Raw genomic sequence first — 22,941 nt, 5'->3', positions numbered from 1 at the left:
GAGAGAAGGGGGCGTGAACGTTCACGGAGCACCGTGAACGTTCACGACTTCTGTTAGAAACGTCACGTTAAAGAGCGGGGCGTCTCCGTGTCAATGGGCACTTCGTCAGGCCGATTCGCGCCAGATCAGGTGCGGCATGACAACGCGCCGCATGGGCTGGAGCGGGGCGAAGTCGGCCGCGGTGAGCTCGTCGGCGATGTCCAGCGCGGCGCTCACCACGGCCTCACGCCCCATCGACAGCGTCGTCAGGCGCGGGTGCACCGCCTCGCCCAGGCTCAGCCCGTCTATCCCGCAGATCCTGACCCGCCCGGGGACGGCGACGCCCAGCGCGTGCGAGGCCTGCACGGCGCCGATGGCCATGAGGTCGTTGAAGACGAGCACGGCATCCAGCTCCGGATGGGCGGCCACGAGCTGGGTGAATGCCTCACCTCCCCCGGCCATCGATTCCTCGCCGATCGTGATCATTCGTGCTGACTCGGCGCCGGCGAGCTCCTCGAACCACACCCGCCGGGGCGAGGGGGAATAGGTCGGCGAGTCTCGCAGCGAGAAGGCGGAATCGATCATCCCGACGTGCCGCGCGCCCTTGGCGCGCAGCGCCTCGATCGCCTGCCGTACGCCCTCGCGCAGATCGATCTCCACCGAGTGCATCCCTGGCCTGTCCATCAGGCGGTCCACCATGATCAGCGGAACGCCACCGCTGACCCGCGCGAGGTCGTCGTCCGGCAGGAAGAAGTGGCCCATGAACAGATCCACCTGCTCCGCCAGCATCTCCATGGCGGCCGACTCCTCCTCCGTCTCCGTCGAGGCCATCACCACGTGCCAGCCCCGAGCCGCGGCTGCGTTGAGCAGGTCCCCGGCGATCTCGGTGTAGTACGGATTGCGGAACGAGGCGACCAGATAGCCGATCGCGCGGGTCTTCTTCCTGGCGACGAGATTGCGGGCGAACCGGCTCGGCCGGTAGCCGAGGCGCTCGCACGCCTCCAGGACACGCTGTTTCGTCTGCTCGTTGATCTCTCCCATTCCGTTGATCGCACGGGTCACGGTCTGCCGGGAAACCCCTGCAGCCTGGGCCACATCGTTGATCGTCACACGCTTCGCCATCGCCATCCTCAGGTCCGTTCTGAAGCTGATCGTAGTGACGAGCCGGTCATACGACGGAGGCGAAGCTCAGGAGCAGAAGCGGAACGCGGCGAGCCTGACGTCCCCGTGCAGGCCGATCCGAAGGTCGTGAACGCCGTCAGGTGCCGAGTCCAGATCCGGGGCGACGGTCGTCCACCCGTAGCGCCCCCGGTGTCGGGCACCGCGATCTCGGCGAGCAGCCGATCGCCCGCCGTGAAGGCCAGGCGCCCCTCACCGGCGACCTCGGCCTCGACCCGGGCCGCGCCGGACAGGCCTGCGGAGCGGAAGAGCACGGTCGCGGGCCGGCCACTGGGGGCGATCGCATCTCCGGTGGAACGGCTGGCGTCCACCAGGGTGATGCCCGTGTAGTCGTCGAAGTCCACAGCCGAGGTCCGCCGGTCGACGACGGTGCGCGGTCCGGGGACGGGTCCGCCCGCGGTGATGGTCGCCCCGAGAACGAGCTCGCCGGCGGAACGGCCCACCAGCACCTCGTAGTCGCCGGGGTCGACGGCGAAGGAGACGCTGGTCACGTCCCAGCGAGCCAGGTGCTCGGCTGCCAATCGGAAGGTGAGTTCCCGGGTCGCTCCGGGAGCCAGCCGGACTTTGCGGAAGTCGGCGAGCCGGAGCCGGGGCGCTTCGTAGCGCGCGTTCAACGTCCGCACGTAGAGCTGCACCACCTCCGATCCCGGCCTGGCGCCGGTGTTGGTCAGCGTCATCGAGACGACGTTGTCCGCGGAGATCCTCAGGTCACTGTAGGCGAACTCGGTGTAGGAGAGCCCGTGGCCGAAGGGATTACAGCGGGTCGGCCCGGTGGTACTGGTACGGATGTGGAGCGGGCCGGTCTGGTCGATGAGGATCTCGCCGAGGAGGGCGAGCCGACACCGGCTGCTCAATGCCAAGCTCACCCGGACCGCCATGGAGGGCAAGGTGCAAGGCCTGAACAAGGACAGCAAGTACGCCTACGGCTTCAGCGACGAGCTGCGCAACGGCGTGCGCGTGGTCGGCCACAACGGCGGCATCCCCGGCTACTGGGGGCCAGACCAAGTACGAGAGAAAGGGGCAGTCTCCCGCTCGGAGAAATTGCTGATCAATGGGTACGGCGACGCGGTGCCAGGACCTCGGTGACCTTGGCGATGGCTTCAGCACCGGGTTTGACGTAGCGCATGGCCCCGATCCCGCCCTGGAAGCGCCGCGGGCCCGCCTGAGCTGAGGATCTGGGGCGATGAGTACGCCCCCGATCACCGGGCCGCTCAGCGCTTGCAGCGGGCCCCTTCGGCCGGGGACTTGAGGTCGATGAGGTAGGCGGCCACGGTGTCGTTGACGCAGGCGTTGCCGGCCAGGAGGGCGCCGTGCTGCTCGCCCTCGACGGCAAGCAGGCTGCCCCCCAGCTCCCTGGCCAGGTTGACGCCGCCCTCGTGCGGCGTGATGGCGTCGCCCGTGACGGAGACCGTCAGGGTGTCGGGCAGGCCCTTGACGCCGGTGGCGTACGGGTAGCCGAGGGTCGGCTTGACGGGCCACTGCTCGCAGCCGTCGCGCGCCTCCTTGACCGGACGGCCGTGGTCAGTGAACGGCGCCGCCTTGAACCAGGCCCGGTTCAGCGCGGTCTCCTGCGCCGGGGTGTGGCGTTCCTCGTCCAGGCAGTTGATCGCCAGGGTGGCCTCGAGCGAGTCCGGGTAGACGCCGCCGGCGCTCCGCCCGTGGTAGCCGTCACGCAGCTTCAGCAGGGTGTCGCCCTTGCCGGCCTTCACCTCGGTGAAGCCCGCGATCGCGGCGGGCCACATCGCCCGGTTGTACAGCGCGGCCGTCACCCCCTCGATCGCCTGCTCGAAGGTCAGCCCGCGCAGGTCGGACGTCCGCGCGGGCCTGTCGATCAGCGGCCGGACGAGCTTGTGGAAGACCTTGGTGGCGCGCTTCGGGTCCGTGCCGAGCGGGCAGGCCTGCTTCTGCTCGGCGGCGCATGAGGCGGCCAGGCGCTCGAACGCGGCCTGCATCCCGGTGGCCTGCTGGAGGCGCCGCTCGCGGGTGCCGGCGAGGGGGTCCATCGCCCCGTCGAGTACCAGCGCGCGGACCTTCTTGGGGAACATCTCCGCGTACACGGCGCCCAGCCGGGTGCCGTAGCTGGTACCGGCGTAGGAGAGCTTGTCATCGCCCAGGGCCTGGCGCAGCACGTCCAGGTCCCGGGCGACGTCGCGGGTGCCGACATGCGCGAGCAGCCGCGTGCCGCCCGAGCGCTTGGCGCACTGCTGGTAGAGCCGGCGGGTCTCCTGCCGGGTCCAATCGTCCAGGCCGGCGGGGATCGAGGAGAGCTTGGCCCCGCGGTCCCGCTCGGCGTCGGTGTAGCAGTCGAGCGCCGGCGTGGAGGCGCCGACGCCGCGCGGGTCGAACCCGACCAGGTCGAAGCGCTCGGTGATGGGCGACTTCGCCCATACGGCGGCGGTCAAAGCCGCGTGGTCGGTGCCGGGGAAGCCGGGGCCGCCGGGGTTCAGGACGAGCGACCCGATCGGGTTCTTCCCGCGCGCGGGCACCCTCAGCAGCGCGATCTCCGCCTGGCTGCCCTTCGGAACGCGGTAGTCGAGCGGCACCTTGAGCCGCGCGCACTCGGCCTTGACGGCCGGCGCGCCCGGGGGCAGCTGCGGTTCGCAGGGCTTGAACGCCAGTTTCTGCCCGTAGAAGCGGTCCAGGCCGGTGCCGGGAGAGGCGGGCTGTTGTCCGGCCTGGCCGGTGCCGGGGGTGGCGGGCTGTTGTCCGGCCTGGCCGGTGCCGGGGGCGGCGGGCTGTTGTCCGGCCTGGCCGGTGCCGGGGGCGGCGGGCTGTTGTCCGGCCTGGCCGGTGCCGGGGGCGGCGGGCTGACCCGCGCACGCGCCGAGCAGCAGCGTCAGCGCCGCGGCGCCCAGGACGACGGCCGGGGTCTTTCGATATGACATGGGTGTCCTCATTGTCGAAGTGATGATCAGCTGGAGGTTTCGCGGGCTCCCAGTCACACTCAGGGCGCGCGACAGCGAGCTAACAGCGTGCCCTTGGGGCACGGTCAAGGAGCGTCCCGAATCCGGCCGCGAAGCGGTTCGGGCAGCCCTGCGCCGTCCGAGCGCCATTTTGACTGTGCCCCAGGGGCATGGTGTGAACTGGCGGTCAACGACGCGAGAGGCGCCCTGCGGCCACAGACGACGAGGGAGGTGGAGAATGGCGTGGAGCACCCGTCAACTTGCCGGCCTCACGGACGTGACGGTGAAGGCCATTCGGCATTACCACGAGATCGGGTTGCTGGATGAGCCCGAACGTACGGCCAACGGCTACAAGCAGTACAAGGTCTCGCATCTGATCCGGCTGCTGCAGATCAAGCGGTTGCGCGATCTGGGGGTGACGCTGTCGCAGATCGCGGCGATGGAGCGGGCCGACGAGGAGCCGGACGAGGCGATCCGGCTGCTGGACGCCGAGCTGGCGGCGACGGTCGAACGGCTCAACCGGGTACGCGCGGAGCTGGCCGTCATCCTGCGCCATCGCGCACCGATGCACGTGCCTCCCGCGTTCGCTCCCCTCTCCAGAAAACTCTCCGACACGCACCAGTCCTTGCTCATGGTCTATTCGGCGGTCTTCAGCGACGAGGGCATGGAGAAGTTCCGCGAGGTCATCGCCGAGGACAACGACATCCAGGACGAGCTCGAGGCCCTTCCCCCGGACGCCGACGAGGCCGCGATCGAGCGGCTCGCCGCGCGCATGGCACCGGTGATCCGCAGGTCGCGGGAGAAGCACCCGTGGCTGAACGACCTGGTGGAGGATTCGCCACTGGGACCGGAGCTGGCCGGGAACACGATGGCACACGCGGTGGTGGAGTTCTACAACCCCGCTCAGATACGAGTCATGCAGCGCGTGAACGTCATCCTCGAACAGGAGACAGACACACAGGATGACGACGCAGCCGGAGCTGACGCCGCCAACGCCCCGCGCGCAAACGTGAGCGTGAGCGAAGAACGATGACCGGAGCCTGACATGCTCGACGAGCGGCGGAGACGCCGGGCCATCCAGCGGGTTCAGCAGGGAAACGGACGTCTACTCAAGCCTTTCCGCTGGTGGCAGCCGCTTACCCGGGCTTTGTTCCACCTTCCGCTGCACACCGATGACGGCCGGCAGTTGGCGTACGCCGTCGATGTCAACCATGTGCGGCGGTTCTTCTCCGAAGACGGAAAGGGGAAAGCCCACCTGTACCTCGACGGCAGGCATCACGCCGAGTCCAGGATGCCCGCCGTCTTCCCCGTCCAGGGCGGCACCATCGATGTGGCGGTGACGGCCTTCGGCCTCAGGCGCTGCCACTACGTCACCACCGAGGGGCGCGAGCACCAGCTCATCCCGGACCGGCGCTCCGGCGAAGGACGCCGCGCATACCTCGACCGCGAGCGCCCCGCACTCAGCCGCCTGATCAGTAGGGATCTTCCGCCGAACCCCGCCGCCGGGCCTGTCACCTGTGCCAGCCGCCATGATCAACGGCTTGGCGTTAACCGCTGTACCGATGTTCCCGAGGCCGCATCTGTGCCCACGGGTCGGCGGGGCTCCGTCCATCGGCGCCCGGCTGTCGTCGCGGTCATGCTGCCTGGTCGTCACTCCGACGTTGCTCGTTCGGGGCTCATGACACGCTTCTTACCGGCACGTCGTCCACGGGCAGCTCGCCAGACCTCCCCTGGGACGAGCGAAGCTCCGCGGCCACCGCCCGTTCCCGCAGCTGCGCCGCCTCCGCCCGTACCGCCTCCAGCTCGGCCCGCAGATCCTCCAGCCGGATCCGCTCCAGTCTCAGCTCCGCCAGCAACCCGTCCCGCTCCTTCGCCGCGGCGTCAGCCCGGGACTTCTCTCGGGAGGCCAGCTTCCGCTCCCGGGTCAGCGACGCGGACGCCTCCGCCACCTTCCCCTCCAGCCGCTCCACCTCGGCCGCCGCCTGCGATGCCTCCTTCAGCGCCACCGCCCGGTCCCGCTCGGCCTCCGCCGCCGCCCGTTCGGCAGTGACGGCCCGCTCCACCGCCCGATCCCGCTCCTGCGCCGCCGCCTCCGCGCGGACCTGCGCCTCGATCATCTTCCGTTCGGCCTGCTCACGCTCCCGCACGGCCGCCGCCGTCTCGTCCCGGGCCCGGTCGCGTTCCCCCCGTGCCTGGTCGGCCTCCTCCTGGGCCTGTACGACCTGCGCCCGCGCCTCGGCCGTGCGTTGCTCAGCCTGCTCCAGGGCTTCATCTGCACGCCGCTCGGCCAGCTCCGCCCGCTCGACCAATTCATGAACGGCCTGGTCCCTGGCCTGCTCCGTCAGCTCGCCCCGGTGCAGCGCCTCCTCGGCCCGCCGCTCGGCCGTCCTCGCGCGTCGCTTCGCCTCCTCGGCCGTCTGCAGCGCCTGCCGTTCGGTGCTCGCGGCCTCCCGCAACGCGGCCAGCGCCTGCTCCCGCGCCCGCTCGGCATCACCCAGTGCCGTCTCGCGCTCGGCCTCCGCCTCTTCGAGCCGTACCCGCATCTCGGCCGTCTGCCTGCGGGCGTGCTCGGTGGCCTCGCGCGCCAGCCGTACCTGCTCGAACGCCTGCTCCCGCTCGGTGCGCGCGATAGCGACGCGCGTGTGCGCCTCGGCCTGCACCGCACTCACCTTCGCCTCGACCCCCGCCGGACTCAGCTCCTCGGCCAGGGCCCGCGCCAGCGGCTCGATGGCGGCGGCGAGCCCGCTCTCCATCCGGTCGTACAACTGCTCGGCCCTGGCCAGCGCCCCCTCCAGCCCCGGCGTGGCCCGCCGCAACTCCCGCTCCCGCTTGGCCGCCGCCTGGCAGTCCTTCTCAGGGCAGTACGCCTTGGGCCGCCCTCTCCCCCGCCGCTGCTCGATCGGCGCCCCACAGTGCTTACAAGGCGTTACCACACTGGCATCCGGAGTCACGGCGGACAGCCTACCATTTTTGATTTTCCAGAAAATAAAATTCAAAAAACATGACCAGTTGCACCAGGCCCGCCGTAGGCGCGGCGGGCGCATGGCGAGTTGCGCGCGGCGGGAGAGAGCTCGCAGGCGCCACGAGGGTCGGTGCTCGACACGCTGACCCCGCAGGAGCTGCGGATCGCCGGCCTGGTCGCCGACGGCCCGTCCAGCAAGGAGATCCCTGGACAGGTCGCCGATAGCCTGTCCAGCAAGGAGATCCCGGGCTGCTCGCCGACGACCTGTCCAGCAAGGAGATCCCGGGCTGCTCGCCGACGACCTGTTCAGCAAGGAGATCGCCGCCCGGCTCTTCCTCGGCCCGGGCTGGACGTACGCGGCGCGGCCGGGCGCACAGCAGTACGGCGGCCAGCCGAGCACGCGGACCTGGTGCCGGCCACCACCGCGCCGGCCCAGTCCGCAGGTAGGCGTCGGTACCCGTACTGAACTGGCGTCCCTGGTAGTTCTACGGAAGGCACCGGTAGCGGGACAGGACATGCTCTGAACATGCCTGAGAACAACATCTGGAGCGAAGAGTTCGGCGCCGCTACGGACGCGCCGATCCTGCTGATCATGGGTTCGATGTCGCAGGGCGTCCTGTGGCCGGGCGCGTTCGTCGGCAGGCTGACGGCCGGTGGCCGGCGCGTGATCCGATACGACCACCGCGACACCGGCCGCTCGGACACCATCGACTTCGACAAGGAGCCTTATACATGGGACGACATCAAGAACGACGTACTGCGGGTGATGGACGCGCATGGCCTGGACAGCGCTCATCTCGTCTGCCATTCGGCGGGCGGGCTGCTCGGCCAGCTGATCGCGGTGGAGCGGCCGGAGCGGGTGCGCACACTCACCGTCATCGGTTCTTCGCCGCTCGGCGGCGGTGAGGGCGCGGTGATCATGCGGGCGTTGATGGGCGAGCCGCAGCCCGAAGGCAGCCTGCCGCCGCCGGCGCCGGAGTTCGTCGAGTTCTTCCGTGCGCTGATCACGAATCCGCCGCCCGCCGGCCGACGCGAGCAGATCGACCTCATGATTGCCGAGCAGCGCGTCCTGCACGGGACGGGGCTGCCCTTCGACGAGGACGCCGCCCGCCTGCTGCAAGAACACATCTACGACCGGGCCCGCGATCTGTCCGCCGTGGCCAATCACCGCCGGGCCGCAGCGGCGAACCCGGACTTCGAGCCGGTGGGCGTCCTGGACCGGATCAAGGCGCCGACCCTGGCCATCGAGGGCACCTGCGAGCCCGCCAAACCGGGTCACAGCGCGCTCATCGCGGAGCGGATCCCAGGGGCGCGGCTGATGATGGTGGAGGGGATGGGGCACACGCTGCCGGTGGAGGTGCACGAGGAACTGGCGACGGCGATCCTCGCGCACACGGCGACATGATCGCCCTGCCAGGGCCTGGGTGCCGCCCCTGAGCGGGGCGGCACCGGGCTTCAAGGAATGACCGGACGTTTGGCCCAAATGACGACAAAAGGAATGTAGTTTATGCAGGTGATCTCCTACCGCCCTACCGTCCCCGCCGACCTCGAGCGCGTGACCGCGTGGAGCGTGACCGAACCTGTCGGCTGGATCCCCGCCGACCGTTACCTCGCGGATCTGGCCGAGAACATGTACCGGCCGGAATGGACGTGGATCGCCGAGGTTGACGACCGGATCGTGGCACGGGCGCTGTGGTGGGGGCCGAGGGACAGCGCGCACCCGGTCGCGCTCGACTGCCTCGACGTGGATCCCACGGTGGGTGAGCGCACCGCCATCGCCGCCGAGCTGATCAGGGCTGCGCTGGCCGGGTTTCCGCAGCCGGTGCAGTACGCGATCAAGGCGGCGGGCGGCTGGCGCGACGATCCGGCCGCCTCGATGGCCGTGGAATGGCGGCGGGCGGCAGCACACGCGGCGGGCCTCACCCGGGAAGTGGAGCGGCTGCAGTTCGAGTGGGCACCCGCCGACGGGGTGCCCCCGGTGACCGGCGTGCTGCGGTTCGCCGAGGCGTCCGACGATGAGTTCCTGACGGTATTCACGAGAATCGCCGAGCGCAGCCTGGACGCCCAGACCCGGGCGAACCTGGCGGCCAAGGGCGTGGAAGCGACCGCGCGCGAAGAGATGGACTTCTATCTCAGGGCGCCGGGCAAGCGGGAGTGGTGGCGGATCGCCTATACGCACGAGGGCGAGGTGGCGGGCATGGCGATCCCCTCGGCGACGCCGTACAACGTGAATGTCGGGTATCTCGGGGTGGTCCCGGAGTTCCGGGGGCGCGGCTACGTGGACGAGATACTCGCCGAGATCACCCGCATCCACGCGGCCAACGGAGAGTCGCGCATCACCGCCACCACCGACATGGGCAACGCGCCGATGGCGGCCGCGTTCGGACGCGCCGGATACCGCAACACGGAGATTCGGATCAACCTCTCCAACGACCTGCGGCCCTAAGGGCTGCTACCCGGGGTTGAGCAGCATACGAACAACGGTCGCGTTTGGCGGCCCGCGGAGCTCGACCAAAGAGGTCGCGCGAATGGGCGGTCGACAGGGCGGCGTCGAGGGTGTGCGTCCAGCCAGGCCCAATGGGTGAGCCGCCGTGGGCTCGACCCTGATTGCCATGATGCCTGACCAGCAAAGAGGAGCACACCTGTGACAGACGCGACGGCCTTCCTGCTCGAACGCCTGCACGCGGCCGGCCTGACCGACGTCGTCGCGGTCGAACCAGCCACTGGAGGCCTGGCCGCGACCGCGGGGCTCGCGCGCCGCGGTGACGGCACGTCGGTGTTCGTCAAGGCGTTCGATGAGCCGCTGTCGGACGACGCCTTCGCCGCGGAGGCCGAAGGGCTCACCGTGCTGCGCGAGACGGGCGGCGTCCCCACACCCGAGATCATCGTCGCGGACCGCGACCTGCTCGTGCTGTCCGTACTGCAGCCCCGGCCGGGCACCGAGGCCTTCTGGGAGCAGCTCGCGCATGCGCTGGCCCACCTTCACACCACCACGCGGCACCCCCGGTTCGGATGGCACCGGGACAACTGGCTGGGCCGTCGCCGGCAGGTCAACACCTGGGATGACGACGGGTTCGAGTTCTTCGCCCAGCACCGTCTGCTGCGCTGGCTCGACGAGCGTCGCGTCCAGGAGGCGCTCGACGCCGCGGACCGGGCGGCGCTGGAGCGACTGTGCGACCGGCTGCCCGAACTGCTGCCGGTCAGGCCCGCGTGCCTGACGCACGGCGACCTGTGGGCGCTGAACGTCATGGCCGCCCCCGACGGGCGGCCCGCGCTGATCGACCCGGCCGTGTCCTACACGTGGGCCGAGGTCGACCTGGCCCACCTGTGGACGACTGCGCCGCCGCCCGAGGCGCATGGGTTCTTCGAGCTGTACGCCGAGCTGACCGGGCTCGACCGCGACTGGCGCGAACGCATGCCGATCCTCCAGCTACGGCAGCACCTGGCCGTGATCGCCCAGTTCGACCCGGACTGGGGCGCCGCCGACCTCGTGCGCGCCACGCTCGCCCCGTTCCGGCAGCGGCCCTGAGCTCAGCTCAGCAGATCACTGCCTTGGCGGTTGAGAACCAGGCTCGCTGGACGGCGGCGCCCGGCGCAAGTCAGGCGTACGTCCAGCCAGGCGAGCAGTGGGTGGCGTAGCTGGGGTGGATGGGCACCTCGCGCACCTTGCCGTACACGATCAGCATCCCCTTGCGGGGGGAGATACGCACGTCGAGCACGTCCAGGGCGACGGCGTCGCCGGTGCGCAGCCCGGCATGGAACGGGAGTGGGGCTAGCGCGCCATCACACGGGCGGGGCCAGTCCTCGACGGCGCGCAGCCGGCGGATCTACGCGTTGGCGTCCATCGCCGCGGTCTTGGGGATGTCCTCGCGGGGCGCTGGCGGCCTTGCCCAGGCCGCGCCGCAGGTGGAAGTCGTCGAGCGGGGCCAGGGTGTTGTTGACGAAACGCACCGAGCGTTTGAGGTCGGCCTCACGCAACAGGTGGCGACAGTAGTCGCGCACCGCCCAGTCCCGGGCACGGGCGTCGATGAGGGTCGCCGCCGGTGGTCGGTCGCTCGGTCGGCCACGCCAGATACATCCGCACCCGGGAGGCGTAGGTGCGGCGGGTGTCGGCCGCCGGCGGCACTTGTTCCAGCAAGGCGGTGTAGTAACTCGTAGGCGGCGGGTAGCGGGGGGCGGGCGTCCCGCCGTCCCGGCTCGACGGAGTCCGTGTTCTCGGAAGTTGCCGGCGGGGGTTGTGACCTGGTCGGGACCGGATTCTCGGAAGTCGCGACCGGAGTGTGCTTCCGGGAAGACGTGTTCTCGGAAGTTTCCGCCAACCGTCACGTTCGATGAGGTCGCCGGGCGGCGCCCGTGGATCCACGGCTGCTCGATGCCGCGGTATTCCTCGACCGGGATGGGCTGGAGGCCGTCGCGCATACGGCTGGTGTGGAGGCGGCCGTCCGAGTTCGTGGGCGACCGGCGGGGCCAGACGAGCTTGCCCTCCTTGGCCGCCGTCGCGAGCGCGGCCCGGAGCCGACAGGCTCGAGGTCGCGAGCGCGGCCCGGAGCCGACAGGCTCGAGGTCGCGAGCGCGGCCCGGAGCCGACAGGCTCGAGGTCGCGAGCGCGGCCCGGAGCCGACAGGCTCGATCAGCCGATCGGTGGTGCGAGGTATTCCAGCGCATAACCGTCGCCGGAGGGGGTTACGCGGGCGATGCCGGGTGAGTCGAGGTGGGCCCCGGCTACGAAGTGGTGTGGTTGGGTCAGCTGTTCGAGGAGGACCGCTCGCGCGGCGCGGGCCTGGGACTGGTTGCCGTCGAGCTCCCAGGACACGTTCGGCTGATCGAATTGGAGCGTGGGAACGTGAACGGTGTCGCCCCAGACGAGAAGGTGGCCGGTGCCGCTCCTGACGTCGTAGACGGTGTGACCGGGCGTGTGGCCCGGTGTCGGGATCGCGGTGGTCCAGTCGTTGATCGCGACCTTCTCCGACACGGGTACGACCCGGTCGCGGATCGGCTCGAGCCGCCCCGTGAACACCGAGGCGTCGCCCGCGCCGATCCACACGCGCTCGAGTCCGGCGAACGCCTCTGAACCGTCCGGCGCGATCAGGCCGCTCACGTGGTCTTCGTGCCTGTGGGTGATGGCCACATCGGTGACCTGCGCGCGGTCGATCCCCGCCTCGTCGAGCGCGTCGTAGATCAATCCCATGGTGGGATCGTGCCAGGCGTTGGAAGCGCCGGTGTCGATGAGAACCGACCGCGTGCCGTCGGTGACGAAGAAGGCGTTGACCGACAGCCGCAAGTTGTCGCCGGCCAGCGGGACGGCGGCCGGCAGCTCATCGAGCGCGTGCCCGTCCTCGTCGCGGAGCCGCGTCGGCGGCATGTCGATGTACCCGTCTCGCAACGAGATCACCTGCAGATCGCCGAATTCGAACGTGGCATGGTGCCGGCCACTCGAGATCAAACGCATGGAACCTCCGTCGTGTCGGGCGCACACCGCCCGTCTTCGATAGAAGACAATATCTTCTTTAGAAGAAACTCTACACTGTGGCCAGCGAGGTATCCATCGATCGAGGAGCACGGTGGTCGAGCAAGACGGAAACGCGGCCGAAGCACAGTACGGTGACGACCTGGCCGGCGCGTTCGGCGGTAACGTGCGGCGACGCCGCGAGGAGGCGGGCCTGACGCTGGAGCAGCTGTCCACACAGTCGTCGGTCAGCCGGGCGATGCTGTCCAAGGTCGAACGCGGTGAGAAGAGCCCGACGATCGGCGTCGCGTCCAGGATCGCCCACGCGCTCGACGCGTCGCTCTCGGACCTGATCGGTGCGCCAGCCGCTGCCGCGTCCGGTGTGGCCATTGTCATGCGCAAGAACGATCGCCCCGTTTTCCGTGACCCGGAAACCGGCTTCGAGCGGCACATGGTGTCAGCGGCCCCGGGCGCGGGAGGAGCCGAGATGGTCGTCCACTACCTCCCCGCGCAGGTCTCTACCGGGCTGCTGCCCGCGTATCCGCCGGGTACGGAGAAACAGCTCGTGGTGCTCGAAGGCACCCTCACCGTCGCGATCGGCGGGATCAGCGAGACCCTGAACACAGGCGACTCCCTGTTCTTCCAGGCCGACGCGGACCACGGCTTCGCCAACCGAACGAACGCTCCCTGCGAATACATCATGGTCATCTCGCGCAGAACCTGATCAGCCGCAGCTTGCGGGCCTGGACAAAGCCGGCCAGGGCATCGCCGAACTCAACGCATTCATCGGGGTAGCCGACTTGCGAGCAGCTTCGGTCTGATTCCTGCACCCATGCGGTGTGGACCCGCAACATAGTCGTTCCCCCGCCTGCGTGGCCGAGGCGTCCCGCAACGGTACGGATGTCCGGCGGCAACATCGTTTGGACCACGTTCCGGTCGCTGCTCGGCCGCGCCGAGGGCAGCGGGGGCGCCGAGGCGGCCGACGATCCGCTCTGGACCGCTTCCGGCGCACGCTCCGGACCCCCACCCCTCCCCCGCCAGGCCTTCGGCGACCGCCGTCACCTGGACGGCATCGAGCACGAACGCCGGGCCGTAGCCGAACTCGTACCCCTCGATGTCGTTCCCGCCGTCCTCGCCGGTCGCCGTGGCCAGCCATGGATAGCACCGCCGCCACTTCGTGTGGCATGCTCTGCCTCGGCCCTGCTCTCCGCGATGACGGTGATGATCCGATAGTCAGCTGCGAACATGTCGGTTTCCCGGGAGAAGCCGGCGTGCGACTGGCCGTCGTTCACGAGGATGGTGCCGATCAGGGCGGGCTCGGCCCGTACGGACTCCAGCAGCGCGGCCTCGATCTTCGCGAGGTTCAGCCTCATCGACACGATCAAGAATCGTAGTGCGTAGACCTGCCGATGAGGGTTCCCTGCCGCACCCACTGACGCAGCACGTGCAGTCTCTCGAGTGAGGTGGTTGAGCTCCGGCATGCCGCCGGGCCGGCCTCCCCGACCGCCACTGCGCGGTTGAACCGCACCACCGACCTCATCGGCCTCTGCCCAGCGCTCGATCACCGTCGGCAGCGCAGCGACAGCGTTGATCGAGAACGCCGGCCGGGAAGCCTACGTGGCAAGAACGCGGGTAGCCACAAAAGCTTATGAGCGACGTGGAAACCGGCACCATAACCACCAAAGTGCCCGCGCGCCTTGATCGGCTCCCCTGGTCCCGCTGGCACTGGATGATCGTCGTAGGACTCGGCACCGTCTGGATACTCGACGGGCTGGAGGTCACCATCGTAGGCAACCTCTCAGGGCAGCTCGCCAAGCCAGGAAGCGGCCTGGAGATCACTCAGGCGCAGGTCGCGGGCCTGGCCGCCGCGCTTTATGTCGCGGGCGCCTGCACGGGTGCGCTGTTCTTCGGCTGGCTGACCGACAGGTTCGGCAGGAAGAAGCTCTTCCTCATCACGCTGGTCGTCTATCTGGCGGCGACCCTGATGACCGCGTTCTCCTTCCATGCGTGGTGGTTCTTCCTGTTCAGGTTCATGACGGGGTTCGGGATCGGCGGCGAGTACGCGGCCATCAACTCCGCCATCGACGAGCTCATCCCAAGTGAGCACCGGGGGCGCATCGACATCATCATCAACGGCAGCTACTGGCTCGGTGCCGCCGGCGGCGCGCTGCTGACCGTGCCGCTGCTGAGCGACCTGCCGGTGAACATCGGCTGGCGCGTGGCGTTCGGCCTGGGCGTGGTGCTGGGCCTGGCGATCCTGCTGGTACGGCGGCACGTGCCGGAGAGCCCGCGCTGGCTGTTCATCCACGGCAAGGAGAAGGAGGCCGAGGAGATCGTCGGCGGCATCGAGCGGCAGATCGGCGTCGACCTGCCGGAGCCGACGGAGTCGATGACCGTGCACCAGCGCAAGTCCATCGGTTTCATCCGCATCGCCCACACGATGGTGGCGCTCTACCCCAAACGTACGATCCTCGGCCTGTCGCTCTTCATCGGGCAGGCGTTCCTCTACAACGCCATCACCTTCGGGTACGCGCAGATCCTGGCCACCTTCTTCAAGATCGACACGCATGCCGGCTACTACTTCGCCGTCATCGCGGTCGGGAACTTCCTCGGCCCGCTCCTGCTCGGCCGCCTCTTCGACACCGTGGGCAGGGTCCCGATGATCTCGGCCACGTACATCGGGTCAGGGCTGCTCCTGCTGGGCACGGCCTGGCTGTTCAACCAGGGCATGCTGACCGCCGTCACGCTGACCGCGTGCTGGTCCGTGGTGCTCTTCGTGGCCTCGGCCGGGGCCAGCTCCGCGTACCTGACCGTCAGCGAGATCTTCCCCATGGAGACCAGGGCCCTGGCCATCGCGTTCTTCTTCGCGATCGGCACCGCCGCCGGTGGCATCGCGGGGCCGCTCGTCTTCGCCTCCCTCGTCGAGACCGGGGTGCCCGGGGACACGGCGCTCGCGTTCTCCATCGGCGGCATCGTGATGATCGCGGCGGGGCTGGTGGAGCTGCTGTTCGGGGTCAAGGCCGAGCGCAAGGGCCTGGAGGCCATCGCCGCGCCGCTCACCGCGGCGACGTGATCGAGGTAGTGGCCCAGACAGCCGCGCAGGCCGTGCGGGGGAGAAGGTCCTGCACGGCCGGCGGCACGGCGGGTTCGGCGGGCTCGATCACCGCCACCGCTCAGGATCCGGTGAACGGCGGGATGTTGTGGTTGACACGGAAGAGTTGGTTCGGGTCGTACTTCGCCTTCAACGCGGCCAGCCGCAGGTAGTCCGCCTCGGCGTAGGCCCGCTTCACCCGTTCGGGAGCCGAGTCGTGGTCGAACAGGAACCCCGGAAGCATGGCGCCGGTGTCCCACCGCCGTAGCCGCTCCAGCGCCTCGTCGGCGGCCTTGCGCACCACGTCGGCCTGCTCGGCCGGAGCCGGCATCCGCAACCACAGGTGGAAGGCCGCGCCCTGGGTGCTGACCGCGTGCGGGCGGCCGGGCGCCCGGTTCAGCGCCCCACCCAGATGCCGTAGCTCAAGGCCGGGGAACGGCCCACCGGACCTCGACGGGTCGATGAACGAGACCAGCTCCTCCACGGCCTCGTCGTCCAGTTCGTGCAACAAGGCGCTGCGCAGGTGGGCCATGACCGGGTTCTTGGGGTCCTGGTAGATCTCGGTGATCTCCGTGTACGGCCTGGTGGCGCAGGTGTCCTTCTCCGGGCCGAGCGCACGCAACGGCTCCACCAGCCGCGCGCCCTGCTCCTCCTCCCCCATGTAGACCACCCGGACCTGTACGAACGAGCGGCCGCGGAACTCCTCGGGCAGTTGCGGCACGTCAGGGAAGCGCAGCAGCGTCACAGAGGACGACATCTCCTCCGGCTGCTCCTTGACCCAGGCCAGGTAGGAGCCGAGCACCCGGGCGGCGTGCCCGGCGTCTCGGACCGGGTAGTAGAGCTCACCACCGTAGACGGTGCGCAGCGGCAGCAGCTCGATCTCGGCCGCGACCACGACACCGAAGTTGCTCTTGCCACCCCGTACCGCCCAGAACAGGTCGGGCTCCTGGGCGGGCGAGACGGTGCGGAGCAGGCCATCGGCGGTGACGATGTCGAGCGATCGGACGTAGCCGGCGGCGAAGCCGTACGTACGGCCGGCCAGCGGGAGCCCGCCGCCGGTCAGGTAGCCCATCACCCCGACCTGGCCGGAGGAGCCGCACAGCGGCGCGAGGCCGTGCTCGGCCGCCGCGGTGAGCACCTCACCCCACCGCAGCCCGGCTCCGAGCCTCGCGGTGCCGGCACGCGGGTCCACCGACAGCTCGCGCAGCTCCCCGGTGGCGATGAACACGGCTCCATCCGCGGGCACCGACTTGCCGTGCCCGGTCGACTGCACCGCGACAGGGAGTCCTGCCTGCGCCGCGAACCGGACGGCGGCGGCCACGTCGTCGGCGGCGGCGACCACGACCGCCGCGGGCCGGTGGTCGACCGTCAGCAACCAGCCGGAGCAGGCCTCCTCAAAGCCCTCGTCACCGGGGTAGAGCGTGCGCCCCCGGATCGACGCGCCCAGGCTCACCACGTCGTGCCAGGTGGCCTGCCCGCCGTCGAGGCGGTCGCCGGTGAACGTGGCCGAGATGGTGCCGTCGGGGGTGCCTGCCCCGATGGTGCCGGTCCCGCGGTAAACAGTCCCATCGAGGTGAGCCTCGACCTTGATCTGCACATGGCCCGACCGGGCTGCGGCCGGAGTGGAAAGCTCGGTGAGCTCGTAGGAGAACCGGCCGGGCCGATCCGCGTTCCAGACCCCGGTGCCCACGCTGTGGGGGGTGCGCAGCGCAATCGTGCCGTCGGGTGCGAATGAAAGGGTGAAGGGGTCGGCCTGGTCGTCATGGTGCATCAGACCGGTCCAGACTCCCACGGGGGTCTGGAGCGCGTCAGTGGCGGAGTTCGTAGCCGGCATGTCAGTTATTCGCCTTCCAGGATGTCAGTTGTGCGTCTTCTCAAAGGGCTTCGGTAGCTGGCGGGCCACTCTGATCATGAGAGATCACCCCTATAAATGTTGGACGGACCAACGTTGGTGCAACCAACATTACATGGAATCGTGGGTGCGGCCAACAAGTTGCTAGATTGTCTCCGTGAACACCCCAGAGGGGCCGCCGCCGCAGCGGCTGCGCACGCTGCCGAGCAGATTGACCAACCAGGCAGCACAGACCGCCAACCGGATCGTGGATCAAGCGCTCGCCCAAGCCGGCATTCGGCGCTACCACTACTCCCTGCTCGCCGCGCTGGAGGAGTACGGCCCGGCCAGCCAGGCCGCCCTCGGCCGCCGCACCGGCATCGACCGCAGCGACATGGTGGCGACCGTCAACGACCTCGCCGAGCGGCAACTCCTCGACCGCGCACCCGACCCGGAAGACCGCCGACGCAACATCATCACCATCACCGAGGCAGGCCGAAGCCAACTCACCCACCTCGACCGGCTGATCGCCGCCGCCCAGGACGAGTTCCTCTCCCCGCTGCCCGCGGCCGACCGGCAGAATCTGATCGACCTGCTCACCCGCCTCGTCGACCACCACGGCACCTCATGACCTCAGGGGTCGAGGTCATCATTGACGTCGCGTCGTGGCACGCCTCCGAACAGGAGGCGGCGACGGAGTTCTTCCGTACGGCGACCCGCAACCTGCACGAGGCCGGTCAGAAGGCAGGAGTCGGCCGGATCGTCATCGCCTCCATCATCGGCATGGACAAGGTCACCGCCGGATTCGGCGTCGCCAAGCAGGTGCACGAGGAGGTCAGCCTGGCCGGCCCGCTGCCCGCTCGTATTCTGCGGGCCGCGCAGTTCCACGAATTCGTCGGTCAGCTCCTGGACTGGCAGCAGGGCGAGGTCGCCTACATCCCGGCCTGGCCCAGTCAGCTCGTGGCCTGCCGTACCGGGGCCGAGGTTGAGGCTCGGCATGGGCGACATTGACGTTCAGCCGGCTGGTCACGGCGCCCATGACCGACCACTCGCGAAACAGCCCGTCGTGAGGGAAGCGTCACCTGGCGCTGTGACCGGAAACGATCAGCGGGTTGGCGTGCGCAACGTCCCTGCCGGGTCCTCTTCCCGACTCGGTAAGGAGCCAGGTCATGGCAGACGTCCTTGGTGAGAGGAAGCGGGCGGCCGGCCTCGCCGCCTCCCAAGCAACATCCACCAAAGACCAACTTGCCCCTCTGGTTACGACCATCACAGCCACTCCCGAGGCGTCAAAGGCCCTGGACACCCTGCCTACGACACCCATGGGCCGGTCTCCGACCTCATCTCGCACGAGCTCGTCGCAGACGAGCACTCGGGCACGTCCACGGACTGGAACGAGAGGCGAAGCCGATCTCTCTTGCGGAGTTCGCCGACCATGGGGATGAGAGCGGCCGTAGCGGGTCCAGGCCGGGCACGACCAGGGTGTCGCCTTCGGTCAGGAACGCGTGGCAGGCGGCGAGCTCGGGCGGCTCGGCGGTCTTGCCGACTTCTTGCCGGCCACAGGCAGCCGGCCGGGGTGCGGAGGCCCTGGCCGCCGCTGAACTACACCGACGACACTGGTGAGATCGCCGCCGTCCTACGCAGCCGGGAGGACCGGTGGGCACCGTGGTCGTCGGCTTCGCCGATCTGTACCTGAGCATCGCGGCCCCGCCTTCGACGCTGCAGGAGGCGCTCCATGTCGCAGCCGAGCACCTCACCTTCGGCCCGGACAACATATGCAGAACAGCCACCCTCACACCCTTGTCGCCTACAGCGCTGGACTACCTCCGCGAAGGCGACACCCTCATGGTGCCCCTCCCTGGACCGGCTCTTGAGGGAGAACGGCGTGGAACGCGATGGAACGCAGAAAGGGAAGAACCATCAGCAACTCCGGGCCGCCCCGGCTGAAGGAGCCATCCCATGAACACCGTCAACCGTTCCCCGATCCGCAGGCTACTGATTGTCTTGTCCGCCGTCGCCACCACCGCCGCCTTCCTGACGAACCCCGCCTCGGCCGAGCCGAATCCCGTGAACGTGTGCAACAGCGGCAGCGGCTTCGTCATGTGCTTCAGCCTCGACCGGATACAACTTGGCGGGGACATCAACGTCCACCTCGGCATCGACGTGGCCATGAGCCGCGAGGAGGCCCAGGCCATCATCGATCATCCCGGCGACGAGTTCTCCGCCAAGGTCATCGGCGAGGACCCCGCCTTCGACAACAGCCTCGTTTCAGTGCCGGTCACCTGGAGTGCCGCAGGGGACAACGGTCTCTCGGCCGAGTTCGACATGGTGGCGACCTGGAGCCAGCTCAACGAGGACGACGGATTCTTCGACGGCTACATCGACGACCTGTTCGGCCGCATCGTGCTGGCCAAGCCCAACGGCGAGAAGCGCACCTTCAACTCCATCACCATCCACGGCTACTACTGATCGAGCCGTACGAAGCCACACCTGCGAACGGCTCCGGCCACCGACCGACCCTCCGACGACGCAGATGATGGGCGGCCCGACCACTCCGACACCCTGATCTCGTGCAACAACGTCGCCGTCGCCTACCGTTCGGCGAGAGGGTCGGGCCGCGCCATCCCTACGACCGCCGGCTGATAGCGGCCGTCCTGTTGGCGCATCACACCACCGAGCAGCCGCAGGCAGGCCGACGTCGGCGACCCGGACGTCGAACGATGGCGACCAAGCCGACCCCGGGGGCATCGCCGTCTGGCAGAACAACGGGGCGCCCGCGCACCAGACCGTCCCCCACGTTCACTTCCATGTCGCCGGCACTCTGCCCGACGGCGGCACGCGCTCGGGCGAGGTCCCTCGTCTCGACCTCGATGAGACCGACAGGATCGCCAAGCGCCTCGGCCCTCATCTCTGAGCGGTCCCGCCTGGCGACGACATTCCGCGCGGCCTGAAGCTGCGCGCCTCCCCCCAAGGCGGGGCTGGGGCCGGAGTTTCCTCTCACCGCTGCAGAGCGGCGTCATCTCTTGCGCGGCATCGTAGCCTGCGGCCCCAAGCCGCTGTCACCTGGCTGGTGCGCCACCTGACACCTCGTTGAACGCTCATTCCTGCCGGATCAGATCGACGATGACCGCCACCGGTTTCGTGAGGGGAAGAGATGCGGAACGGTGGGCGGGCCGGGATGGAGCGCAATCATCGCAGCTCGGCCATCAGCACCACACGGCCGGTCGTAACGTCGAAGCCGAGCACAGGGTGCTCCGGTCCTCCTTCCGGAGTCATCACCACAGGTTTGCCGAGACGGCCGCCGATCGCCCGCAGGAAAGCGCACAGCACGTCCAAGCGCTCTTGGCCCTGCAGTTCGCGGAGGTCGACATCGAAGTCGACGCTCTCCTCCGCGTACGGACGGAAGATCACCAGGACCTCAGGGTGCGGCCAGACCTTCAGGCGAGGACTCGCCTCATCACGTAGGCTCAGCACCAGTTCGGCGGCCGGCAGCCGGAGGGGGATCCCGTCGACCGAGTATTCGTGCCGCCAGCCCTTCGAGCGTACGAGATCGAAGACCGCCTGCCAGTCCTCGGTCGAGGTGTCCGGGACGCATACGTCCGGCAGCACGCCGTTCATCTCGGTATCGAAGAGGTCCTTGACCTCCTCCCACAGCAGATCCGCCACCACCTCATAGTGCCGGATGCCGACGCCAGCAGGGTGCCGCGGCGGCCGGTACCCGCCGACCGGGCGGCCGTAGGGAGTGCCGGCATCCTTCCCGGCGACCGGTCGGCCGCTACCCGCCGCACGTCAAGACAGCGGCAGGTCCACTCGGCATCCAAGGCCGAAACTCCCCGGCCCCCTTTCTTCGTGAGGCGCATTCGCGCTCGACGCCCGGCCAGGCGCCGGGCCGCCTCGGGTGCACCGTTCGGAGCTGCGTAAATGTGTACGCGCTCGTAACACCGCTCAAGGACGCCGTGGGGAGGTCGATCTCCTCGAGGGTGAGCGGGTGCTTGGGGCGGGCATGTGCGATCATGACCGGGATGGACGCTCGTTTCCTTGGTATCGCTGATCTGGTCGAAGTCCCGTCCGTGGCGGTCGTAAGCAACGTCATGCGTGCATTCACCGGAGCCGTCCGGGCCTCTGTCCAGGGAGCGGGAAAGATCGTTCTTGCTGAGTCACCGGACGAAGCCCTGGCGCTCAAAGACGGTCCGCCCGCGCCCAGGTTCGACACCGTCAACCCGCCGGGCCTGGTGCGGTCTGTTGACCTTGGCGGACGGTCGCTGCTCCGCAGGGAGCTCGCGTGAGTGCCGCGCGGTTGATCTTCGCGGCGCAGGCCTTACGCGGTCTGGCGTACGGCCTGGCCGCCGTCCAGCTCGCCACGCTGCTGCGGGCCGAGGGGTTGCAGGCCGCGGGGGTCGGTCTCGTGCTGGCCGCCGTGATGGCCGGGGGCGCGCTGGCCAGCATCGCCCTGGCCCGCTGGGGCGACCGGTTCGGCCGTCGCCGCTCCTACGCCGTGTTGTACCTTGCCCTGGCCCTGTGCGGGTCGATGATCGCGGTCGGGGCTCCGGTGTGGCTGCTGAGCCTGGTCGCCCTGTCCGGCGCGCTGTCGGTCGAGGTGGTCGAGTCCGGTCCGTTCACCACCGTGGAACAGGTCATGCTGGATGGCAGTGGCGTGGCCGTGCGCGGCTTTGGCCTCTACAACGCCGTCGCCGCCATCGCCGGGTCGGTCGGCGCGCTGCTGGGCGCACTCCCGCCCTCGCGGCCGCTGCTCGGTGGGGTGCTGCTGGCCGTGGGCGTGACCGGCGCGTTGCTGGCCCTGTGGCTGCCCGCCTCGCTCGAGGTGACCTCGATTCAGGTCTCCGCGCCGGTCCGGCCCCGCCCGCTCGTGGTCCGGCTGGCGGCGCTGTTCGCCGTGGACAGCCTGGCCGGGGGGTTCGTGGTGCAGGCCTACCTGGCCTACTGGCTGGGCGTCCGCTACCAAGCTGAGCCGGCGAGCATCGGGCTGCTGTTCGCGGGCTGTGCCGTCCTGCAGACCGCCTCCTTCCTGCTCGCGCCGGTCATCGCGGCCAGGATCGGGCTGCTGAACACCATGGTCTTCACCCACCTGCCGAGCAACCTGCTGCTCGTCGGCGTCGCCTTCGCCCCGGGGTTCCCAGTGGCGGCGGGCCTGCTGCTGGCCCGCGCCTGCCTGTCCTCGATGGACGTGCCCACCCGCCAGGCCTACGTCATGGCCATGGTCCCGCCCACCGAGCGCACCACCACAGCCGCCGTCACCAACACCGCCCGCTACCTGACGCGCCCGGCCGGTCCGGCGCTGGCCGGGCTGCTGCAGCCCCTCGGTCTGGCCTGGCCGTTCCTGATCGCCGGGACCGCCAAGAGCCTCTACGACCTGGTCCTGTGGCGGATCTTCCGCCGTGTCCAGCTCCCCACCGAAGGCCCCTCGTGATCCAGGTGACCCGGCGCGCTCCTTCGACCTGCCCGGCACCGACTACGACCACCGCGACGGAAAGTGCGAATCTCCGCGTTCGGGCAGTTCTACCGCCGATAGGGCCTGATCGGGCGTGAGATCCA

Annotated in this window: 22 protein-coding genes and 1 pseudogene; 16 read left to right on the top strand and 7 right to left on the bottom strand. The window is 69.4% G+C overall.

Going from position 1 to position 22,941, the window contains the following annotated elements:
- Positions 1-105 precede the first annotated feature (105 nt).
- On the bottom strand, positions 106-1,101 hold the full coding sequence (locus ACFKCF_RS49380; protein ID WP_394502696.1) for a LacI family DNA-binding transcriptional regulator: 996 nt from the start codon (positions 1,099-1,101) through the stop codon (positions 106-108).
- Positions 1,102-1,109: 8 nt separating this feature from the next.
- Positions 1,110-2,024, bottom strand: a complete 915-nt coding sequence (locus ACFKCF_RS49375) for a fibronectin type III-like domain-contianing protein (protein WP_394502695.1) — start codon at positions 2,022-2,024, stop codon at positions 1,110-1,112.
- A gap of 10 nt (positions 2,025-2,034) precedes the next feature.
- Here ACFKCF_RS49375 and ACFKCF_RS49370 point away from each other — a divergent pair, with 10 nt between their 5' ends.
- Positions 2,035-2,244: a hypothetical protein gene (locus tag ACFKCF_RS49370; protein ID WP_394502693.1), complete on the top strand. Its 210-nt coding sequence runs from the start codon at positions 2,035-2,037 to the stop codon at positions 2,242-2,244.
- Between the two features lie 125 nt (positions 2,245-2,369).
- Here the strand turns inward: ACFKCF_RS49370 and ACFKCF_RS49365 are convergent, their stop codons facing one another.
- Positions 2,370-4,043 carry an alpha/beta fold hydrolase gene (locus tag ACFKCF_RS49365; protein ID WP_394502691.1) on the bottom strand — a complete coding sequence of 558 codons (1,674 nt, stop codon included), beginning with the start codon at positions 4,041-4,043 and terminating at the stop codon, positions 2,370-2,372.
- Between the two features lie 256 nt (positions 4,044-4,299).
- On the opposite strand from ACFKCF_RS49365, the gene ACFKCF_RS49360 reads away from it, so the two are divergent.
- Both ACFKCF_RS49360 and ACFKCF_RS49355 read left to right on the top strand, forming a co-directional pair.
- Positions 4,300-5,094, top strand: coding sequence for a MerR family transcriptional regulator (locus ACFKCF_RS49360; RefSeq protein WP_394502690.1), 795 nt, complete (start codon positions 4,300-4,302; stop codon positions 5,092-5,094).
- A 12-nt stretch (positions 5,095-5,106) separates the two neighbouring features.
- Positions 5,107-5,535: pseudogene (locus tag ACFKCF_RS49355) on the top strand (hypothetical protein); the annotation flags it as partial.
- Positions 5,536-5,737: 202 nt separating this feature from the next.
- Here ACFKCF_RS49355 and ACFKCF_RS49350 read toward each other — a convergent pair.
- On the bottom strand, positions 5,738-7,012 hold the full coding sequence (locus ACFKCF_RS49350) for a hypothetical protein (protein WP_394502688.1): 1,275 nt from the start codon (positions 7,010-7,012) through the stop codon (positions 5,738-5,740).
- Positions 7,013-7,549: 537 nt separating this feature from the next.
- Here ACFKCF_RS49350 and ACFKCF_RS49345 point away from each other — a divergent pair.
- The 3 genes from ACFKCF_RS49345 (at position 7,550) to ACFKCF_RS49335 (ending at position 10,552) form a co-directional block, all read left to right on the top strand.
- Positions 7,550-8,428, top strand: a complete 879-nt coding sequence (locus ACFKCF_RS49345; protein ID WP_394502686.1) for an alpha/beta fold hydrolase — start codon at positions 7,550-7,552, stop codon at positions 8,426-8,428.
- Positions 8,429-8,530: 102 nt separating this feature from the next.
- Complete coding sequence (locus tag ACFKCF_RS49340; RefSeq protein WP_394502684.1) at positions 8,531-9,469, top strand: GNAT family N-acetyltransferase; 939 nt, start codon at positions 8,531-8,533, stop codon at positions 9,467-9,469.
- A gap of 198 nt (positions 9,470-9,667) precedes the next feature.
- Complete coding sequence (locus tag ACFKCF_RS49335; protein WP_394502682.1) at positions 9,668-10,552, top strand: fructosamine kinase family protein; 885 nt, start codon at positions 9,668-9,670, stop codon at positions 10,550-10,552.
- Positions 10,553-11,653: 1,101 nt separating this feature from the next.
- Here ACFKCF_RS49335 and ACFKCF_RS49330 read toward each other — a convergent pair.
- The gene (locus ACFKCF_RS49330) at positions 11,654-12,472 is read right to left on the bottom strand and encodes an MBL fold metallo-hydrolase (protein ID WP_394502680.1); all 819 of its coding nucleotides are present in this window, start codon (positions 12,470-12,472) and stop codon (positions 11,654-11,656) included.
- Positions 12,473-12,584: 112 nt separating this feature from the next.
- Here ACFKCF_RS49330 and ACFKCF_RS49325 point away from each other — a divergent pair, with 112 nt between their 5' ends.
- The 3 genes from ACFKCF_RS49325 to ACFKCF_RS49315 all read left to right on the top strand — a co-directional run bounded on the left by ACFKCF_RS49325 (position 12,585) and on the right by ACFKCF_RS49315 (position 15,542).
- Positions 12,585-13,193: a helix-turn-helix domain-containing protein gene (locus ACFKCF_RS49325; RefSeq protein WP_394502678.1), complete on the top strand. Its 609-nt coding sequence runs from the start codon at positions 12,585-12,587 to the stop codon at positions 13,191-13,193.
- A gap of 521 nt (positions 13,194-13,714) precedes the next feature.
- On the top strand, positions 13,715-13,870 hold the full coding sequence (locus tag ACFKCF_RS49320) for a hypothetical protein (protein ID WP_394502676.1): 156 nt from the start codon (positions 13,715-13,717) through the stop codon (positions 13,868-13,870).
- Positions 13,871-14,198: 328 nt separating this feature from the next.
- The gene (locus tag ACFKCF_RS49315) at positions 14,199-15,542 is read left to right on the top strand and encodes an MFS transporter (protein ID WP_394502674.1); all 1,344 of its coding nucleotides are present in this window, start codon (positions 14,199-14,201) and stop codon (positions 15,540-15,542) included.
- A gap of 100 nt (positions 15,543-15,642) precedes the next feature.
- Here ACFKCF_RS49315 and ACFKCF_RS49310 read toward each other — a convergent pair whose 3' ends face one another.
- Positions 15,643-17,394, bottom strand: coding sequence for an FAD-binding oxidoreductase (locus ACFKCF_RS49310; RefSeq protein ID WP_394502672.1), 1,752 nt, complete (start codon positions 17,392-17,394; stop codon positions 15,643-15,645).
- A 175-nt stretch (positions 17,395-17,569) separates the two neighbouring features.
- Between ACFKCF_RS49310 and ACFKCF_RS49305 the strand changes: the two genes are divergently transcribed.
- The 5 genes from ACFKCF_RS49305 to ACFKCF_RS49285 all read left to right on the top strand — a co-directional run bounded on the left by ACFKCF_RS49305 (position 17,570) and on the right by ACFKCF_RS49285 (position 20,302).
- The gene (locus ACFKCF_RS49305) at positions 17,570-18,022 is read left to right on the top strand and encodes a MarR family winged helix-turn-helix transcriptional regulator (RefSeq protein ID WP_394502670.1); all 453 of its coding nucleotides are present in this window, start codon (positions 17,570-17,572) and stop codon (positions 18,020-18,022) included.
- Entirely contained in the window at positions 18,019-18,402 is a 384-nt protein-coding gene (locus tag ACFKCF_RS49300) for a hypothetical protein (protein WP_394502668.1), read from the top strand. The genes ACFKCF_RS49305 and ACFKCF_RS49300 overlap by 4 nt, the downstream gene beginning before the upstream one ends.
- Before the next feature lie 642 nt (positions 18,403-19,044).
- Positions 19,045-19,335 carry a DUF4253 domain-containing protein gene (locus tag ACFKCF_RS49295; protein WP_394502666.1) on the top strand — a complete coding sequence of 97 codons (291 nt, stop codon included), beginning with the start codon at positions 19,045-19,047 and terminating at the stop codon, positions 19,333-19,335.
- 12 nt (positions 19,336-19,347) lie between these two features.
- Complete coding sequence (locus tag ACFKCF_RS49290; protein ID WP_394502664.1) at positions 19,348-19,857, top strand: hypothetical protein; 510 nt, start codon at positions 19,348-19,350, stop codon at positions 19,855-19,857.
- A 277-nt stretch (positions 19,858-20,134) separates the two neighbouring features.
- On the top strand, positions 20,135-20,302 hold the full coding sequence (locus tag ACFKCF_RS49285) for an HIT domain-containing protein (protein ID WP_394502710.1): 168 nt from the start codon (positions 20,135-20,137) through the stop codon (positions 20,300-20,302).
- 275 nt (positions 20,303-20,577) lie between these two features.
- On the opposite strand, the gene ACFKCF_RS49280 is transcribed toward ACFKCF_RS49285, so the two are convergent.
- Positions 20,578-21,054 carry a hypothetical protein gene (locus ACFKCF_RS49280; RefSeq protein ID WP_394502663.1) on the bottom strand — a complete coding sequence of 159 codons (477 nt, stop codon included), beginning with the start codon at positions 21,052-21,054 and terminating at the stop codon, positions 20,578-20,580.
- A gap of 356 nt (positions 21,055-21,410) precedes the next feature.
- On the opposite strand from ACFKCF_RS49280, the gene ACFKCF_RS49275 reads away from it, so the two are divergent.
- Positions 21,411-21,674, top strand: coding sequence for a hypothetical protein (locus ACFKCF_RS49275; protein ID WP_394502661.1), 264 nt, complete (start codon positions 21,411-21,413; stop codon positions 21,672-21,674).
- Positions 21,671-22,816 carry an MFS transporter gene (locus ACFKCF_RS49270; RefSeq protein WP_394502659.1) on the top strand — a complete coding sequence of 382 codons (1,146 nt, stop codon included), beginning with the start codon at positions 21,671-21,673 and terminating at the stop codon, positions 22,814-22,816. The genes ACFKCF_RS49275 and ACFKCF_RS49270 overlap by 4 nt, the downstream gene beginning before the upstream one ends.
- Positions 22,817-22,941: the final 125 nt, after the last annotated feature.

It is taken from the genome of Nonomuraea sp. JJY05, from assembly GCF_043496855.1.
GTDB lineage: Bacteria > Actinomycetota > Actinomycetes > Streptosporangiales > Streptosporangiaceae > Nonomuraea.
This window is presented reverse-complemented; position numbering and strand designations above follow the sequence as displayed.

What these genes read in the sequence shown, in the direction of transcription:
- ACFKCF_RS49340 (WP_394502684.1), top strand. Translation starts at nt 8,531, where the DNA reads ATGCAGGTGATCTCCTACCGCCCTACCGTCCCCGCCGACCTCGAGCGC.
- ACFKCF_RS49315 (WP_394502674.1), top strand. Translation starts at nt 14,199, where the DNA reads ATGATCGTCGTAGGACTCGGCACCGTCTGGATACTCGACGGGCTGGAG.
- ACFKCF_RS49345 (WP_394502686.1), top strand. Translation starts at nt 7,550, where the DNA reads ATGCCTGAGAACAACATCTGGAGCGAAGAGTTCGGCGCCGCTACGGAC.
- ACFKCF_RS49365 (WP_394502691.1), bottom strand. Translation starts at nt 4,043, where the DNA reads ATGTCATATCGAAAGACCCCGGCCGTCGTCCTGGGCGCCGCGGCGCTG.
- ACFKCF_RS49275 (WP_394502661.1), top strand. Translation starts at nt 21,411, where the DNA reads ATGGACGCTCGTTTCCTTGGTATCGCTGATCTGGTCGAAGTCCCGTCC.
- ACFKCF_RS49290 (WP_394502664.1), top strand. Translation starts at nt 19,348, where the DNA reads ATGAACACCGTCAACCGTTCCCCGATCCGCAGGCTACTGATTGTCTTG.
- ACFKCF_RS49310 (WP_394502672.1), bottom strand. Translation starts at nt 17,394, where the DNA reads ATGCCGGCTACGAACTCCGCCACTGACGCGCTCCAGACCCCCGTGGGA.
- ACFKCF_RS49300 (WP_394502668.1), top strand. Translation starts at nt 18,019, where the DNA reads ATGACCTCAGGGGTCGAGGTCATCATTGACGTCGCGTCGTGGCACGCC.
- ACFKCF_RS49360 (WP_394502690.1), top strand. Translation starts at nt 4,300, where the DNA reads ATGGCGTGGAGCACCCGTCAACTTGCCGGCCTCACGGACGTGACGGTG.
- ACFKCF_RS49320 (WP_394502676.1), top strand. Translation starts at nt 13,715, where the DNA reads ATGTCGGTTTCCCGGGAGAAGCCGGCGTGCGACTGGCCGTCGTTCACG.
- ACFKCF_RS49380 (WP_394502696.1), bottom strand. Translation starts at nt 1,101, where the DNA reads ATGGCGAAGCGTGTGACGATCAACGATGTGGCCCAGGCTGCAGGGGTT.
- ACFKCF_RS49330 (WP_394502680.1), bottom strand. Translation starts at nt 12,472, where the DNA reads ATGCGTTTGATCTCGAGTGGCCGGCACCATGCCACGTTCGAATTCGGC.
- ACFKCF_RS49370 (WP_394502693.1), top strand. Translation starts at nt 2,035, where the DNA reads ATGGAGGGCAAGGTGCAAGGCCTGAACAAGGACAGCAAGTACGCCTAC.